We start from the raw sequence: 18634 nt of genomic DNA, 5'->3' as shown, positions 1-18634 counted from the left end.
ATGAGACATGCAAGCAGACCATGACAAAAAGTGATAAAAATCAGGAGAGCAGAAAACTCTTTATCGATGCAGACGGCTTCCCTCACCTTAAAGCGGCAATAGAGGTTGCCGGGAACGTCGGCATTGGAATCGTTGCCGCCGGCAATATGACGCAGAACCTGGGCCGCCTCGATGAAATTGAAGGGCTTCAAATCATCGAGGTTTCCGACGGTATGGACGCCGCCGACTTTGCCATTCTCAATCATATGAAAACCGGCGACCTGGTACTCACCGGCGATACGGGCCTTGCCGCACTCGTCATCGGAAAAGGGGGGATTGCAATCGACGCAAGGGGCAATCCCTACCGTAAAGAAACTATCGACGGCAGACTGCTGGCAAGGCATATTGCCAAAAAGATCCGCAGAAGCGGAGGGAAGACAAAGGGGCCTGGAAAAATCAGTCACCGGGACCGGGAAAAGTTTGCGGGAAAACTGGAAAGACTGTTGAAGGATTTTAAAACTCTTTTTTAATTATTTGATCTTATTGCCTGGTAATCACGGAGTTCTGACCTCCCTGGCAAGGAGGGGATGATAAGTTCCTCCCCTTACTAAGGGGAGGCCAGGAGGGGAATGGGTTATTTTTTTGATACCATTTCCATGTGAACCCATCCCACCCCAACCCTCTACCCTCAAGGGGCATGGAGACCCTTGAAGGGGGAGGAATTCTTAATTTTCTGCAAACTCCTGACCGGACACTACTGAATCAAAGGACCCTTCCAAGGATTACGCCTCCATTTTTACCACTTTTATCCCATAAAAGATGTTAAGAATAAAAAAGCTTAACATTCATTTAAAAATAATAAAAAACCAACATCTGTCGCGCATTCATCGATTTATTATGCTTAAATTATTATAACAATAAATTTTTTTGAGAGGTTGTTATGAAAAAAAATATTCCTGTCCCGGCGGCAGTTAAAATGCTGGCCCTTCTTATCATCCTTCTTCCCACAAATTCCAATGCGGCTACCAATGAAGCCACTTATCCCGGAGGTGGAGATATTCCACTCGTCAACTCGGGAATCGTTACGGTACTGTCAACTAATCTTCAACTTGTCAAAGCCGTCTTCGATCTGGCCGGAAACTGCCTTGCCAGTTCTCCTGCCGATGCAAATTGCAACAGCAGCGCCACTTCTGTCGCAGTCGGCACAGGCACGGAATTAAAATTCATCATTTATCTGCGCAACACCTCAATCGTTGCGGCAACAAACATCAGGTTCCAGGATCTGCTCGATGACGTTGAATTTACTTATATTGCAGGATCGATAATGTATGACGCCTCCCAGTTCGATACAGCAACGGTAGCAGCCATCTTTACCGCCATTGATACGACGGGAACAGTGCAGACAGACGCCTTTGACGGAAGCCTTGCCGTCAATGAGTTTGCAGGGATCGATACCGCTGCAAGCCCGGATAACCTCCTTGTCGGAGGGGATACGCTGGCACCGGATAACGACACGGTAAATATTCCGGCAAACAGGACTTTTGCCATCCTCTTCCGGGCCTTTAAGAACTAATCTGCGGCACAACAAAAAAGGTGGGGGCTAATTTTGCTTTTCAGGATAAAAATATCACTGAAAGCTTTATTTCAGACGCTTTTACCTCCGGTAGTCTGTCTTTGGATAGTACTCTCTTTTCCCGGCTTCCTCCTGGCAGGAACGGGAGTAAACGAGGCAGTCGATGCGGGAAGCTCTACCCTGCTCAATCCATCGGGACCGGTAACGGTGACCAGCAGTTCCGGGGCTGCCACATCGGCCCTCGCAGAGATTGATCCGCCCCTGTACCTGGCCGGTACTACAGGCGCCGTCTTCACCTATGACATAAGTCCCGTCATCAACGCAGTAAGCGGTGATACAGGCGTCAATGCACTGACCATCACCTCTCCTCCCGGTTATATGAATCTGGCGGTAAGCAACTTTTCTATCGACGGAAGTCCGAAAAATCCGGGAGTCGCCTGCCCGGCCGTGGCAGCAGGCGAATACTGTGCCACTGTAGCCGGTCAAACAATAACGATTATTTTCGGAGACAAGATCATGTTGACAGGCAGTGTTATAAGTACCGTCTTTTCCGCTGACCTGCCGGGAGTTGCCGGAAACGGTGATGTTACTTCTACTGTTGATGACCTGTCGACGCCTGTCATCGCAACGCCGACGGCAGCAGGAAATGCCGACGGTGACAATACAGACAGCAACAGCGTGACTGTAAATCTCATGGCTCCCCTTTCCGGTACGCTGTCCACCGTTACTGTTAATCCCACTGTTCTCACGGCAGACGGCATAGAGATAGCGACTATTACAGTAACCTTGCGTGACGGTGCCGGTCAACCCGTAGCCGGTAAAACGATGACTATCTCCTCTGACAGGGGGATTGCCGATATCATCGTACAACCGGCAGGTCCCACCGATATACTGGGAAGGGCCGTCGCCACCATACGATCAAACACAGTGGGCGTGGCCACCCTGACGGCAACAGATGTCACTGACAGTATCACCCTCACAACTCAGCCCACCGTCTATTTTACAAAGGGTGAGGTCCTGATCCTGACAAAAGAAGCTAATAAAAGGGAGGCAAGTATAGGGGAAGTGGTGACCTATACAGTGACCCTGGCCAACAGCTCCCCCGACATACTGCCGCTGGTCACTGTCGTTGATCCTTTGCCTCCAAACTTCAAGTATTTGAAAGGGAGCACCCGTCTAAATGGAGTCAAGCTTGCCGATCCTGCCGGAAACAAACCGCTCCTTTTTTCAACGGGGGCCATTCCCGCCCTTCTGGACACAAACGGTAACGGCAGGGCCGATCCGGGAGAAGCCGGTTTTATGACCCTTTCCTACCAGACAATCATTGGTTCCGGCGCCCTTCCCGGCAAGTATATCAATGGGGCTGTTGCAACAGACGTCTGCTCCACCTGTTACGTCTCCAATAAGGATGAGGCAGAGGTGGCCGTCGTCGCCGACCCTTATCTCGACGTGGGCACTATTATCGGAAAAGTCTTCCACGATAAAAACGGGAACCGATGGCAGGATAAAGGGGAAGAGGGAGTGAGCGGGGCCATGGTCGCCCTTGATGACGGCACCTACATCATGACTGACGACTATGGCCGTTATCATTTTCCCGCTTTACGCCCCGGACAACGCCTACTGAAAATCAATCTCCAGACCCTGCCCGGTGCCGCCGTTACAACGACCGGGGAGACAAAGATAGTGACCCTCACCGAGGGTCTTATAGCCAAAGCCAACTTCGGTGTCCGTTTCACAACGGAAAGCGAAACCATCGGCAGCCCTGCCGTGGAAGGGCTTTCCATAAGGCGTGAAACCATTCCCCGCCCCGTCCAGATCATCGGAAACGTGGAAAGTTTCACCCTCCTTGTAAACGGTCAACCTCTTCCTTTCTCCACCAGTGATGTTCTCATGCGCCATGGCAGACTGTCTGACATTATGGAGATCAAAGGGGGGGAATTAAAGGAACCGGTCCGCTTTAAAGTCAATATCGAAGGTTCAAATACCCCGGAAAGATGGTTCTTTACAATCTGGGACGACGCAGGGGCCATCGTCCATTCCCGGGAAGGAAGAGAAAATCCTCCGCCAGTCATTGAATGGGACGGCATGACCTCACATGGAAGCCTTCCGCAGGGGGGGAAGATCTATCAATACCAGATGACGCTTTCCTATAAAGACGGCAGTGCTTCCAGAACTGCGAGACGTTTCTTCGGAGTTAACCGTATATCGGCCATATCCCTGAAACTGAGAGGGAGCGCTTTTGGCACGGGCTCTGCAAAATTGAGCAACGAGGCAAAGGAGGTGCTCAAAAAAGCAGCGGAACTGATCAAGAAATATCCCGGCGAGAAGGTCTTTATCGAGGGGCACTCTGATTCAATGGGCAGTGCTGCCGTCAATCTGAGGCTTTCTGAAAAAAGAGCGGAAAGCGCCCGTAACTATCTTATTAACGATGAGGGTATCGATAAAAAGAGACTCTTTGCCCTTTCCTATGGTGAAACACGCCCTATTGCAGACAATAAAACCCCTGAAGGACGCGAAATAAACAGGCGTGTCGAGATTAAGGGGACCTTCCAGGAGGTAGACCGCTCCAAACTCTATGACCAGTACAGGACAGCCCCCTTCCTCAAGATTAATAGCGATGCACTTCAATTGGAAAATGGGGGCCGTTTTAGAGGCAATATTGACATTCCCGAAGGGGAAGCGCTCGTCATTGAAGCGTTAAATAGCCAGGGTAAATCGATCAATCTGACGCTAATGCTCCCTTCCCTTGAAATTTCGGCGCCCCCCACGCCGGAAAGAAGGGCCGTTGAAATCCCGGGAAGCGAGACTTTCCAATACACCATAGAGGGGCGAACGGAGGCTGGAAACGAGCTCTACCTTGACGGCATATTCGTTCCCGTCTCATGGGAGGGACGTTTCCGGAAGGACTTGTTACTGGAAAATGGGGAAAACAGGTTCGGCCTTATATTGAGTAACAGCGAAGGAGTACGGAGGGTGGCCGATCTCATCGTCACCGTTTCAGATAGGGATGAAGACGGTCTGCCCGTCATTGTCGTTAAAAAAATACCTCAACTGACCGTCAATTTTCCACCTCCCGGTGCTTTTCTGGAAAAGGACATTCTTAACCTCTCGGGAAAAACAGCTCCCGGAAACCGTGTTTATCTTAACGGAAAGACTGTTCCTGTTGAAAGGAATGGCTACTTTTCCACCCTCGTCCGTCTGCCGGCAGGAAAAAGTACACTCGACTTTCGCGTGGAAGACGAAGCCGGAAACAGCGGAACCTTGCAGCGGGAAGTGAATGTGCCCCAGACAAAGCTCTTCTTTCTCGCCTTTGCCGACGGCAAGATGGGAAAGCTGACGGCTAAAGGGAATCTGGAAGGAGCGGGAATGTCAGAGGATAGAGAATACTATACCGAGGGTCGCCTCGCCTACTACCTGAAGGGGATGATTGCCGGAAAGTATCTTATAAGCTCTGCCTTCGATTCGGATACCCGCAAATTCGAACGTCTCTTTAATGACCTTGACGAGAGTGAAAATGACCGCTTCTTTACCAATCTCGATGCCGACAAACTCTACCCTGTATACGGGGATACAGCAGAACCTGTTTACGACAACCCGAGCCAGGGAAAGTTTTATCTCGCCATAAAAAGTGATGAAGTCGATTTTCTAATAGGCAACTATCCACTCGATGAGGGAAAAAATGAACTCACTTCCTACCGGCGAACCCTTTTCGGCGGGCGCTTTATCTACCAGTCAGCGAGCAAATCACGCTACGGTGATCCCGACACGAAGATACTGCTTTTCGGCGCAGGGGTAAGGCAGGTTCCTGTACGGGATGAGTTCCGGGCAACAGGGAGCGCCCTCTATTACCTGAGCCGAAGGGAGATTATTGAAGGAAGTGAACAGGTCACCATTGTCGTCAGGGACAAAAATACAGGTCTTGTCCTCTCTCGAAGTCCCCGGCAGCAAAATATTGACTACCGCATAAAATATGAAGAGGGGCGTCTCCTCTTTAACGGCCCAATATCAACCGTATCAGCCGATACTCGCCTTGTCGACAGCAATCCGCCGGCAGGCAACCCCGTCTATATCGAGGTGAATTATGAAAGCCGTGTCGACAGTTTTGAAAAAACAGCCCTTGGAATACAGGCACAGAAACAGTTAGGAGACCACCTTGCCCTGGGAGGCACTTTAATAAAGGATGAACTTAAGCTCGGGCGGTATGAGTTGAAGGGGCTCAATACAAGCCTGCGTATGGGAGAAAAAACGAAGCTCACAGCTGAAATAGCACAAAGCGAGGGAGCAAACACTTTTACTGCCTCAAGCCGCGACGGCGGTATGACCTTCACCGACGACCTTCCCGGCGCCGGAAAGGAAGGGCAGGCATGGAAAATAACGGCCCAAACCGGGGGAGGTGGGGAAAACGGCTCTGACAGGCATTTTTCACTAGGCACATACATAAGGAAAGTGGAGGAAGACTTTATCTCGGCCGATACATCTGCCGAAAGGGGAACAAGTAAGTTCGGCATCAAGGGCAGTCTGGAACTGACAGACCGTGACTATATTACGGGCCGTTTCGACCGCTCCAGAAGGACAGAAGCAGTACCCTCGACGGGAATTGACAAAAGGGACCAACTGACACTCCAATGGCTCCACAAAAGGAAGTCATGGAATCTGACAACGGAATATTTCTCGGACAGGGCAAAGGCCGGGGCCGGAGGCAAAGACGAGGACAGGCAAGAGGGAGCGCTGAGACTTGAAAATGAATTGACAAAAGACCTGAAAACCTACCTGGAACAGCAGCTGACCATGGACGGTCCGCAAAACGACCAGACCTCTGCAGGCTTCGACTACAGGGTAATGGAGAAAGTGACATTATCCGGCAGCGGAACAAAAGGTTCAGCAGGGAGCGCCTATGAGGGGGGAGCAGTGTTGAACATGGGCGAAGGAAAAGCCTACCTGACAAAACGGCTCATAGAAGACCGGGCAGGCAGGATGAACTCGACCATTGTCGGCGCCGAGGAGAAAGTAAACCCATCAACCCGCATCTACACGGAATACCAGTGGGCGGAACTGGACAGCAAAGGACGGAATATATCGCTTGTCGGTGCGGAAAAAAGCTGGAAGCCGGCAAAGGGCTTCAAACTGCTTTTTTCCGGTGAGCGCTCGGAAATCGAAAGCGACAGTGCTCCCATAAAACGATACAGTTTGTGGGCCCATCTTTATTATTCAAAGTCAGGGGGGCTGAAAGTCTCCACGAAAAACGGTATGACCCGTGAAGGGGGAGGGCTGTCGCAAAACCAATACCTGACCAGTAATCATATCGAGTTCAGACTCACCCCCGACTTTACTTTTCTCGCCGATTATCGCTGGAGTGAAACGAGGGACCGGGCACTTGACACAAGGATTGCCGGTTTCAGGGAAAGCAGTGCGGGCATAGCCTATCGCCCCGTTGAGAGTGACCGCTTCAATGCCCTCATGCGCTATACCCGTCTTAAGGATGAAAGACAGACGAACCAATGGGACCCGGAAAAGCAGATAAACGATACAGAGGTTTTGTCCGCCGCTTGGTCCCTGGAACTGAATCGCTATTTTGAATGGGTCGAGAAGGAAGCAATAAAGAGAAGGTGGGAAAAAGTCGGCAACAGGGAGGAAGTAAAAACAGAGACGCTCCTCTCCATTCACCGTATTAATCTGCACATTACAAAAACAATCGACATGGGGACGGAATACCGGACACTCAGGCAGAAAGAGGCAAAAGACGAGCGGAAGGGATGGCTGGCTGAACTAAGCTGGGAGGCCGTAGAACACCTTCGTATGGGGGTGGGGTATAATTTTACCGATTTCTCGGACAATGAATTTTCCGACAACAGTTATTCCGTGGAAGGCCCCTTTGTGAGACTGCAAGCCGCCTTCTGATGCAGTCGTGGCAAGAAAAGAAAAGATTTTTCCTTAATGAGGATTGACACATGACGGACGAGAGGATAGATCGTACAGGCAAAAACTTTCTTGAGATCATAACGGCCCTCATACTGGTATTCCTTTTTTTTGGGATTTTGCTTGTCATTATGAACCGGGTTTTCCCTGTTGGCGGAGGACTCGGTCTCCTGCTGGCGGGGAAAGAGCAAAATGAAGAGGAAATGGAAGCATCAACAGAAGAAGAGGAGAGCCTTTCCGGGGGAACTCAACCCCTTCACGCAACTCTGGCAAAGATCTATCGTACGGTGAAGAACAAAAAAGCAAACCATATCGCCTGGCAGGAAGCAAGCGAAGGGCTGTTGCTTTTTGACCGGGATGCCGTCCAGACCTTCAAGCGATCTTCAGCTGAAGTGGCCTTCGATGAAAATAGCCGGCTCTTTCTTGGCGAAAACTCTCTTATCATCATCAGTCTTTTCGAAGAAGACCCGGCACTGAAAGAAAAACGGTCCTTTCTCGTTATGGTGGATGGTGAAATGAGAGGGAGGGTACGTTCCTCCGGGGGAGTGCCCGTGCAGATGGAGATTGCGGCGCCGGGGGGGAAGATCAGGGTGGCGGCAACCGCCCCCGGCGGCGGTGAAACTGATTTCAGGCTAAAGATAAATGCCGACAAGTCATCTACCCTTTCCGTCCTGAAGGGGGAAGTAGAAATGATGGCAGGAGAAGCGACCATTGCCTTGAAAAAAAACGAAACGGCTCTCCTCGGTCCGGGAGAAGGGATGGGAAAGGTGAGGCCCCTTCCTGAAAAACCGAGAATCCTCTCCCCTATGAAAGGAAAAGCCTTTTATTTCCGGGACCTTCCCCCCAAAGTCAACTTTTCATGGCGAACGGAAAAGGGAGGAAAAACGCGCTTTATGCTGGCCCGTGACCCCCATTTCAGGGATATTCTCGTTGATGAGCGGATCTCGGAAAAACATTTTACCCATGGCAATCTTCGTAAGGGCCTTTATTACTGGAAGGCAAGCCGGCTCGAAGGAAACTACGAGAGTGATTTCAGCCGGGCGGAATCCTTTCACATAATCCGGGATAATAAGGCGCCCTCCCTTGAGGTCCACTTTCCAAAGGAAATCATTCAGGAAAAAAGCCTGGCACTGGAAGGAACGACGGAACCTGGAATCACCATCTATTCAGGCGAAGAAAAGATCAGGGCCGGCAGTGACGGGCGGTTCACCCTAATGCTTGATCTCAGGGAAGGGGTTAACGTCATCGTTGTCGAAGCCGTCGATAAGGCAGGGAATTCAACTTACCGTTCCAAAACGGTGAACGTAAAGCTGTAGAAAGGGCGCACTATGCAAAAGAGGCTCTATTTCCCCATACACCTTAAGATACTCGCTTCACTCCTCCTTGTGGTTACCCTTGTCGTCGGCATTATTACTTTTACCATGGCCAGGCTTTTCCATGACGATAAGACGGGTTACATAAGAGACCTCGCTACGATCATTGCCGTTCATACAGCGGAAGGATCATCCCATCTTCTCAAGGAATATGAAAAACAGTTAAGGGTTTTTGCCGACCTTATCTACAGACGGGATATATCATTAAGCAGGAAAGAGGAACTGATAAAAAAGTATTTTGAAAATTTCGATGAGATTTTTGCCGTTACTGCCATTGATGAGTCAGGCGGCAAAAATCGGCAGACAAGCATTTATGAAGCGGAAACGCTGCGCAAGGCCGGTCTCAAAAAACAAGACATTAATGCCTACCGGCTAAAACACCCCCTTCCACTCGACGAAATACGTTCCGGGGCCTTTCATATAGAAAACGGTACACTCTCAAAAAGGCTTCCCCTTTTCCGTCTTGCCTTCTCCCTGCCTCCTGAAAAAAAAGGGGGCAAAGAAAGGGTCATAACGGGACTCATCAAAGCGGAATCCCTCTTTCACCTGACCCGCAGAACGGCTGCATTCGATTTATTTATTATCGACAGAAAGGGAACTATCCTGGCGCACAGCGATACTGAAAAGGTCGTCAAACATACCGTCGCAGCATGGCTGCCAGATCTGGAGGGTCTCTTTACCCATAAGAGAGGAGGAACGGGGCTCGAATATGATAAGGAAGGAGACCTGACGGTAGGGGCCTTTGCGCCGCTCGGATTGGGGAACCTCCTTTCAGGCGTCGAAATATCGAAATCTGCCGCCTACCTTACAGCCCGGGAACTCCTTGCCGACCTGATGCTAATATCCTTCGCACTCCTTATTACCGCCGTATTTATCAGCTTTTTCGGCGCGCGGAAGATTACCAGACCCCTTGAAATACTCTCCCGGGCAGCCGAAGCAGTCGGGCAAGGCGACTTCGACGTTCGCGTCGACATAAGGTCGAGAGACGAGATCGGCACCCTTTCCTATTCATTTAATCAAATGACTTCTGAACTTGATAGCAGGGAAGTGGCGCTGGGAAAGGCGAACGAAGCGCTCGTTCAATCGGAAAAAATGTCCGCCTTCGGACAGCTGAGCGCAGGCATCGCCCATGAGGTGAAAAACCCGCTGGCCGGTATTCTCGGTTATGCACAGTTTTCCAAGGAGGAGGCTCCACAGGGGAGCACTCTTTATGAAAACCTCTGCATTATCGAAAAAGAAACAAAGCGCTGCAAATCAATCATTGATAACCTGATGAAGTTTGCCAGACAGGAAAAGATGGAAAAAGCCCCCTTATCGGTCAATCTCGTAGTGGAAGAGACCATCAGGATCATAGACCACCAGCTGACCATCCACAGGATAAAAATCGAAAGTGAACTTGCCCATGGCCTGCCCAAAATATCGGGAAACGCAAACCAGCTTCAGCAAGTGCTCATGAACCTGCTTATTAATGCCCAGCAGGCAATGAAAGATGAGCCGGGGAAGGTCAGCATCTCAACGCGCCTAAAGGGACCCGACACCATCGAGATCATCGTGGAAGATACAGGCCCGGGAATAACGGAAGAGGTGCAGGCCAGGATTTTCGATCCCTTCTTTACAACCAAAACGGCAGGGCGCGGTACGGGCCTCGGCCTTTCCGTCAGTTACGGTATCATTAAAGACCATGAAGGAACGATCCGGGTAGAGAGCCCCCCCGGCCAGGGGACAACATTCATCCTTACCCTGCCGGCTATTAAGAGCGAAACATCGCCAAAAAACAATGAGGCCGTTCAGGAGGCCTGAAGATGTCAGCCCCTGTTTTCTTCGTCATTTGACAAAGCGATTTCCGGCTGCTATAGCTTTTAGAATATAGTTCTTATGCCGAAGTTGGCGGAAGACACTCAATAGAGATTTTACGTCTCTACTCAGTTGCTCTGGTTCCCCTTTGTCAAAGAGGGAGACAAGGGATACTCACAGGATACATTGTGGTATTTACCAAGCTTTGGAGAAGAATCTGAAATAGCAATTTATTTGAAAGCAGGAGGCAATTGTGGGGGAAATTGCGCACATTCTCGTCGTCGATGACGAAGAGAGCCTTACAGGTATCATTTCCCAGGTTCTCAATAATTATGGCTACCTTGTAGATACGGCGGCAAGCGCTGAAGAAGCCTTATCTCTTTTCGAAAAAAATACCTATCACCTGGTCATCTCAGATATCCGCATGCCCGGCATGAGCGGCCTTGAACTTCTAAAAGAAATCAAAAGGCGCGACCCAAATACACAGGTGGTAATCATGACCAGCTACGCCTCCATGGAGACGGCCATCGAAGCCCTTAGAAACGGCGCTTACGACTACGTTGTCAAACCCTTCGAAGATATCCACGTAATCCGCAATATTGCCAAACACGCTCTGGAGAAAATATCCCTGGAACTGGAAAAAAAGGCGCTTATTCAAGATCTCAAGGGAACAAACGAGGAACTGAAACGTATGAATGACGCCCTGAAAGAGCTTGCCCTCAAAGATGGTCTCACGGGCCTTTACAATCACCGCTCTTTCCAGGAAACACTCCGCCATGAAATGGAACGTGCGAGACGATACCATCACCTCCTGTCCATTATTCTCCTGGATATCGATCACTTCAAGCTATATAACGATACCTACGGACACCCCGAGGGGGACACCCTGCTGAAAGCCTTTGGCAAACTTATTTCAAGCCATGTGCGGGGCGCCGACTTCGTGGCCCGTTACGGAGGGGAAGAGTTTGTCATTCTCCTGCCGGAAATGGGTAAGGAAGAAGCGCAAAAGGCGGCGGAAAAGATACGCAAGTATATTGAGGAGCACCCCTTCCCGAACAGACAGGTAACAGTAAGCATAGGGGTCGCCGCTTATCCAGAGGATGGCGATGATAGCGGTCTCCTCGTTAATGAAGCCGACAAGGCGCTCTATGAGGCCAAACGTAACGGCCGGAACAGGGTCTGGCTTGCGCCGGGAGCAAAACATAAGGCGCAATAATATTTATTATTAAAGGGTGGAGGTCATGGAAAGTAAAGAAGAGGAAAAAGAGATCCAAATACTCGTTGTCGATGAAGATGAAAATATGAGGGCCTTCTTTTCAAAAATAGGGAATGATCTCGGTTACAGGATGACGGAATCAACATCGGTAGAGAGGGCGCTGGAGTTTATCGATTCAGGAGCCTGTCACCTCATCATCTCGGACATCCGCTTTGAAAAGATGGATGGTCTGGCCATACTGGAACATGTCAAAAATAAAGCACCCCATATTGAAGTCATCATAGCTACCGTTCCCGATTCTCTCGAATCGGCTATCTCGGCCATACGGGCGGGCGCCTATGACTTCATCATGAAGCCCGTGGAAGATTTTCGGCTCGTCATAAAAGTGCTTGACCGCGCCGCCGAAAAGGTTCGTCTCGTAATGGACAACATGGCTTTGTCGGAGATGCTTAAATCAAGCAGCGAAAAACTCGAGGATACGGCAAAGCTTCTCGACGAAGCGGAATTGCGGGACAGCCTGACGGGCCTCTACAACCACCGGCACTTCCAGGAAGTGCTGGCCAAGGAAACGGCACGTTCCTTCAGGTACAGCGAATTTTTTTCTCTCCTCCTCATCGATATCGACAAGTTCGGAGAATTCAACAATTTTTACGGCCATGCAACGGGAGATGAAGTGCTTCGTGTAATGTCCGACATGCTCTCCGAGGGAAAGAGAGCTTGCGATATCATAGCCCGTTACGGCGGCCAGGAATTTGTTATTCTTCTCCCCGAAACACCGAAAGAGGGCGCCAGGCATCTTGCAGAAAGATACCGCAACCGGATTGCCGAATATGCCTTTCCGGCAGCGAGCCAACTGCAAGCGGGAGAGATTACAGTAAGTATCGGCGTATCCACCTTCCCCGAAGATGGCGACAGCAAGGAGACCCTCATCGAAGAGGTCGCCCAATTGGTACAGGAGGCCAAGCGTCAGGGCCGCAACCGGACCTGCGTGGCGGGAGAAGAACCGAGAATGAAGGAAGGAAGCTGAACCGCTTCGAAAAAATGAAGAGGCCTCAAAGGGGAGCAAAAAAGGCGGCCCTTCTTATATTCAGCCTCCTCACCTGGGGAATGCCTGTTATTGCCGCTGCCACCCTGTCGGGAACGGTTTATCTCGATGAGGGGCTCACACGCGCCGGTGCTAACAACCGTATCAGAGTGATCCTCAACGGCGTCGATACAGGCTTTGTCAATACCGACGTTAATGGCGATTATACTCATCCCGTAAGTCTTGCTGCCGGAGACGCCTTTCTCGCCTTTATCGATGGGGGAGGCTTTAATGCAACAACAGTCAGTGTTTCAGACGGTTCCAATCTTGCCGGATTCGATCTTTATGGCGACCATATCATTCTCCGCCGTGAAGATGCGGGACAACTTACCATTGCCCATATGGATCAGGCGCTGGGCGCCTTTAACGACCCAAAAATCCTCTATGATATTACTGCTGGAAATCTAACAGTCGACGCCAATGTGGAAATCTATATTCCGCCGGGGGAGATCTTTGAACCCGGTGGAAACGTATCGGCAGAAGATGTGAAAATTCTCGGCACTTTCCGGGGAGGGGCAAATATTATCACCGTCGAAGGACATTGGGATGCCGCCACCGGTCTCTTCGAAGCGGGCACTTCCACCCTCCGTTTTATCCTGGATTCAGCCACCTTCACCCCCGGCGCCTCTTCCTATTACAATGTAGAAAATGCCATCGCAAATGCTGCCACACTAACCCTGGCTTCCAACCTGACGATCCTCAACGACCTGACCCTTTCCAATGGAACACTGGATGTTTCCGCCGCCAATTACACTGTCTCCGTTGGAGGTAACTTTTCCAACGGAGACACGTTCGACGCAAGGAACGGCACAGTCGTCCTCACCGGTTCGGGGCAGACGATCTCGGGAGACACCACTTTTTACAATATCAGCAAGACCGTCACCAGCGCCGATACACTCTATATTACCGCCGCGTCCACAACTACCGTGACGGGCACGGCAACACTTAAAGGGTCGGCAGGCAACCTGCTTACTATCGCCTCTTCCCTGGCAGGCAGTCGGTGGAATTTTAACCTGACGGCAACATCCGTAAAGGATATGGACTATACAGAGGTAAGCGACTCAGACGCCTCCGGCTCAGATGCGACAAAAAAGCCGATTTCGCCGCTCAATTCGGTTAACGGCGGCAATACAATCGATTGGTTTTCACCCTATAGCCTTTCGGGCAGGGTCTTCCTTGATCTGGGAATCACGCCCGCCGGGGCCGGTCTCACCATCCAGCTTGTTGTCAACGGCAGCGCCAGAGGGAGCGACGTCACAGATCTCAATGGCGACTATCTCATTACAACGGACCTCATCCCCGGCGATGCAGCGCTCCTTTATATCGACGGCGGGGGCATTCAGGGTACAACCATCTCTCTCCTCGATACGGTCAACTATACAGACTTGAATATCTACAACAATTATATTACCCCGCGAAACGACTGGGGTAGTGGACTCACCAACACGGATATGGGCACCGCCCTTGGCGCCTATAGCGATCCTGATATCGAATACTCCCTTGCAGTCACCGATATAACCATTACTCCAGGTAACGAACTTTTTGTCCCCCCGGGCCACACCTACGCACCAAATGGCAACGTAAGCGTCGATACAGTTAATATATCCGGCACCATTGCAGGCGGTGCAAACACTTTTACCGTCGCCCTCGACTGGAACGCGGCGGCAGGTACATTCCAGCCCGGCCTGTCGACTGTGGAATTCATCTCCTCTTCCGCCCTCTTCACAGCGGGAGCCTCTTCCTATTATAATATCATCAACAATATTGGAAACTCCCAGACACTGACCCTCGGTTCCGCCCTCAACATCCTCAACGATCTCACCCTTTCCAGCGGAACGCTGGATGTGTCGGCATCCAATTTTGCAATTAACGTGGGAGGCAATTTTTCCAACGGTGCATCCTTCCTCCCTCAAAACGGCACAGTGACCCTCACCGGAAGCGGCCAGACCTTATCGGGCCCGATGAATTTTTTCAATCTTACAAAAACGGTATTAGCGGCAGATACGCTAACCTTTACTGCCGGCGCTACCACAACAATCGACGGTACGGCAACACTCAAAGGGCAGGCAGGCAACCTCTTAACGCTTCAGTCAAGTCTGGCGGGAACACGGTGGAACTTTCAGCTCAACGCCGGGGGAGCAAAAGATATGGCCTATTTGCAAGTGCAGGATTCCGATGCATCAGGCTCCGGCGCCGCCCATATACCGATTAATCCTGCAAACTCTGTTGACGGCGGTAATACCATCGACTGGTTTCCCCTTATTATAGTCAAACAGGTCTGGGAGACTACAGGATCAGCCCCCCTACCCTCCCCCGCAACGGTACCGACCGGTTCCACCCTCGTTTTTCTTATTTATGTAAAAAATACCTTCCCCGTTGACGTAACCGATGTAAGGGTTTCCGACGTGCTGGACGAAACAGCCTTCCTGTATATCGCTGGAAGTCTCAGCCGTACAAGCATCCTTTTACCCCCCACCGACCTTGCCACCGATCTTCAAATCTTTACCGCTACCGATCCTGCGGGAAGCGGGCAAACCCTGACCGACGCTGTCAGCGTCGCCGACGCGGCATCGGCCATCGATACGGGAGGGCTGGCAGATATAGACAACATCACTATCGGAGCCGTTGTGGGACAGGTAAACCAGACACTCGGTATCACTTCACATACCACCTTCGCCCTCCGTTTTCGCGTGCAGGTAAAGTAAGTGTTTACAGGGATTTAATCTCAAGATCCGGACTGGAACACGACAGCCACATAGTGAGTGATTAGCGAAGCGTAATCCGCCAAAATACTGTGCGAAAAAAAGGCCAAAAACCTAAAACATTTTTTCTGACAGGATTAACAGGATTGACAGGATTTTTAAAAACCCTTTTTTATCATTTGACCTTATCCTGTAAATCCCGTTAATCCCGTCTAAAAATAATCTTTTAATCTTTCAGTCAACACCCGAAAATATAAATATCCGCACTAAAAAGGCTAAAACCCCAAATATTTCTTTAACAGCCACGTAGGGCGTGATTAGCGAAGCGTAATCCGCCAAATTGCTGTGCAAAAAAGGGCCAAAACCTTAAAGCATTTTTCTGACAGGATCAACAGGATTTACCGGATTGTAAAATCCTTTTTTATCATTTGACCTTATCCTGTCAATCCTGTTAATCCCGTCTAAAAATAATCTTTTAATCATTTGATCTTATCCCATCCAATAAAAACCTTCTAACTCTCTTTCTTTTCAGGCTCATCATCACACATAAGCAAATCAAATTTATGATCAAGCACGTCTATCTTCTCATCAATCTGTTCCGTAAGCCTTTTCAACATCTGCCCCATTCCCCATAAAGTATCTAAAGAGATATGAATATAAATGTCCTTTCTGCCTGCGCCGCACTCGTTTATAACATCCGTATAAAGCATCAACTGATCACCGATGGTTTTAATCAAAAACAGGTCTTCCCCCAGAACATCAAAATCAGACAGGGCAAAAGGTGACCTTTCCCCCTTTTCTATCGTCTTTAACAACTGCTGAAATTCTTTAACCATTATTCTTTTACCTCCCTTTTTTGTATTATTGATTTAGCAACATTAATTGCAACATCCTAAAAATTGTCATTCCCGTATTGTTTAAGCGAGAATCCGGTTTCCCAAAATTGTCATTCCCGCATTGTTTAAACGGGAATCCGGTTCCTCAAGGTTGTCATTCCCGCATTGTTTTAGCGGGAATCTGGTTCCTCAAGGTTGTCATTCCCGCATTGTTCTAGCGGGAATCCGGTTTTATTATTGATATTGACGACCAACATTATTACTTGCCAGACCCCATACAGCCATGATACACATTAATTTTTTTTAATGCTCTGCCAGCTGACAGTGGATTTGATTTTTTTTGATTTTTTGGGAAATTCTTGTTTTGGAATTAGTGGTAAATATGGAAGGAAAAGGGATTCCGTACTTATCGACTTGCCTTAGAAAGCGGTGTATCGAGTGGTGTCATCGTTAGGCTGGAACAAGGTACAGGGGAACCCAAAATCAATACGCTTTTAAAAATCCCCAATGGATTGGATATAACGCCTTCAGAATTTTTCAGCAGGTTGGATTGAGGTTTTGATTTGCTTATGTGGTGGATTACGCTTCGCTAATCCGCCCTACGCGGGCTAGTTGATTTGATGTATCAATCTCGTCATAAGAGAAAACTTAGCGGGGTATTTAAAATAAAGTAACAAGAATTCCTGATATCCCAATACGCAGGAATTATTTCCTGCATATTGGGATATTCGGAAGAAATTCCTACTAATAATAAGTTAGCCAGATAAAGCAAGTGATGTATTTGAGAATTCAAGGGATAACTTGAAGTATAGAGTAATAATACTGGGGGCTGGATTCTCAAAACCTGCCGGTCTTCCATTAGCTTACGAACTTTGGGATATAATACTTAAACGTGCAAAACATCTCTGGGGACGTGCAGATAAGCTAAACGATGATATTGAGTCATATATTGCATTTCGTAGAGATTGTGATGGTATCGAACTTACCCGCGAGGGCATAGATTTCGAAGAGTTTTTAGGGTTTCTTGATATTGAACATTATCTTGGATTAAGAGGGTCGGATACATGGAGTAATGACGGAAATGAAGGTCAAGTAGTAATTAAGACACTCATTGGAGAAATACTATCAAGTTATATGTCACAATTGGATTCAATTCCTGAATTATATTTAGAATTTGCTAGGCGCCTTCAACCACAGGATTATATTCTCACATTTAACTATGATGTTTTGCTTGAGCGTGCTCTTGATGCAGTTGGTAAAAAATATAGGCTTTTCCCTACGCGATACAGTTCAGTCTCTCGTTTTTCTGGAACTGTAGATAATAATAATGAAGAAGTAACGATACTTAAGATGCATGGGTCTATCGATTGGTTTGACAAGAGTAGATTTATTGATAATATTAAATTCCGAGAAAAGGAAGGATTGTCAACCTTACCAAGCGATCCCGTTTTTAACGGTGTTGAGGACTGGGGGATCACTCAAATAGTTGATGGGCCAAGGCACAAAGGTGACCCATTACTGAACATACACAAGGTTTCTCGCATTGAAGACCTTTATAAACAAAATCTTATGTTTATGGCAACACCTTGGATATTGACACCTTCTACTAATAAAATTCTTTATGCGAGCACAGTAGAAGAATTTTGGAGAGGACTTGGTAGAGCTGGTGGTTCTAACTTTGGAATGTCCATAATTGGATATTCACTTCCTGACCATGATAGTTATGCACGTCAAACTATGTACAGTCTATCAAGTAATTATCAAACGGCCTACTGGGATAAAGAAATCTCAGGGATGAAAAAGCATCCTTTAGTTCTAGTTGACTATAAATCAACAAAAAGAGGCATAAATGAATTTCTTAACAACTACAGATTTCTTGATAAACAAAAAACAGAGTTACATATGGATGGTTTTAATATAACAGCAATTGAGAAGATATTTAAATAAATTGGCTAACCAAGCGCTACCTTTAGCCCGGTAGGGTGGGCAATCTTTCCCTGCCCGCGCGGAACCAAAGCGAACGAATAAGGGGTCGCCCATTAGAAGTACCCCTGTCAATGGCAAAACGCATCTATTAGCAAGAAAAAAGTTTTTTTCTTGCTGCCTTTTCATAGAGTTAACAATATATTTACCATTCCCGTAGTTTCATTAAGTTTATAGT

General features: G+C 48.7%; 10 protein-coding genes. 9 read left to right on the top strand and 1 reads right to left on the bottom strand.

The genetic code is table 11. From position 1 onward, the window contains the following. The first annotated feature begins 20 nt into the window (after positions 1-20). The 8 genes from OEV42_12560 to OEV42_12525 all read left to right on the top strand — a co-directional run bounded on the left by OEV42_12560 (position 21) and on the right by OEV42_12525 (position 15640). A complete protein-coding gene (locus tag OEV42_12560; GenBank protein MDH3975104.1) occupies positions 21-509 on the top strand; it encodes a DUF188 domain-containing protein in 489 nt (162 codons plus the stop codon). A 410-nt stretch (positions 510-919) separates the two neighbouring features. Then, on the top strand, positions 920-1552 hold the full coding sequence (locus OEV42_12555; protein ID MDH3975103.1) for a hypothetical protein: 633 nt from the start codon (positions 920-922) through the stop codon (positions 1550-1552). 33 nt (positions 1553-1585) lie between these two features. Then, positions 1586-7450 carry an OmpA family protein gene (locus OEV42_12550; GenBank protein ID MDH3975102.1) on the top strand — a complete coding sequence of 1955 codons (5865 nt, stop codon included), beginning with the start codon at positions 1586-1588 and terminating at the stop codon, positions 7448-7450. 50 nt (positions 7451-7500) lie between these two features. Then, positions 7501-8784 carry a FecR domain-containing protein gene (locus tag OEV42_12545; protein ID MDH3975101.1) on the top strand — a complete coding sequence of 428 codons (1284 nt, stop codon included), beginning with the start codon at positions 7501-7503 and terminating at the stop codon, positions 8782-8784. Between the two features lie 12 nt (positions 8785-8796). Then, positions 8797-10641 (top strand): ATP-binding protein, encoded by a 1845-nt coding sequence (locus OEV42_12540; protein ID MDH3975100.1) that lies wholly within the window; start codon positions 8797-8799, stop codon positions 10639-10641. 247 nt (positions 10642-10888) lie between these two features. After that, positions 10889-11851: a diguanylate cyclase gene (locus OEV42_12535; protein MDH3975099.1), complete on the top strand. Its 963-nt coding sequence runs from the start codon at positions 10889-10891 to the stop codon at positions 11849-11851. Positions 11852-11876: 25 nt separating this feature from the next. After that, entirely contained in the window at positions 11877-12878 is a 1002-nt protein-coding gene (locus OEV42_12530) for a diguanylate cyclase (protein MDH3975098.1), read from the top strand. Positions 12879-12892: 14 nt separating this feature from the next. Further along, positions 12893-15640: a hypothetical protein gene (locus OEV42_12525; protein ID MDH3975097.1), complete on the top strand. Its 2748-nt coding sequence runs from the start codon at positions 12893-12895 to the stop codon at positions 15638-15640. 509 nt (positions 15641-16149) lie between these two features. Here OEV42_12525 and OEV42_12520 read toward each other — a convergent pair. Beyond that, a complete protein-coding gene (locus OEV42_12520; protein ID MDH3975096.1) occupies positions 16150-16473 on the bottom strand; it encodes a hypothetical protein in 324 nt (107 codons plus the stop codon). Between the two features lie 801 nt (positions 16474-17274). Here OEV42_12520 and OEV42_12515 point away from each other — a divergent pair. Then, a complete protein-coding gene (locus tag OEV42_12515) occupies positions 17275-18420 on the top strand; it encodes an SIR2 family protein (protein ID MDH3975095.1) in 1146 nt (381 codons plus the stop codon). Positions 18421-18634 lie beyond the last annotated feature (214 nt).

The sequence above is a fragment of the Deltaproteobacteria bacterium genome (assembly GCA_029860075.1).
Classification (GTDB): domain Bacteria; phylum Desulfobacterota; class JADFVX01; order JADFVX01; family JADFVX01; genus JAOUBX01.
This window is presented reverse-complemented; position numbering and strand designations above follow the sequence as displayed.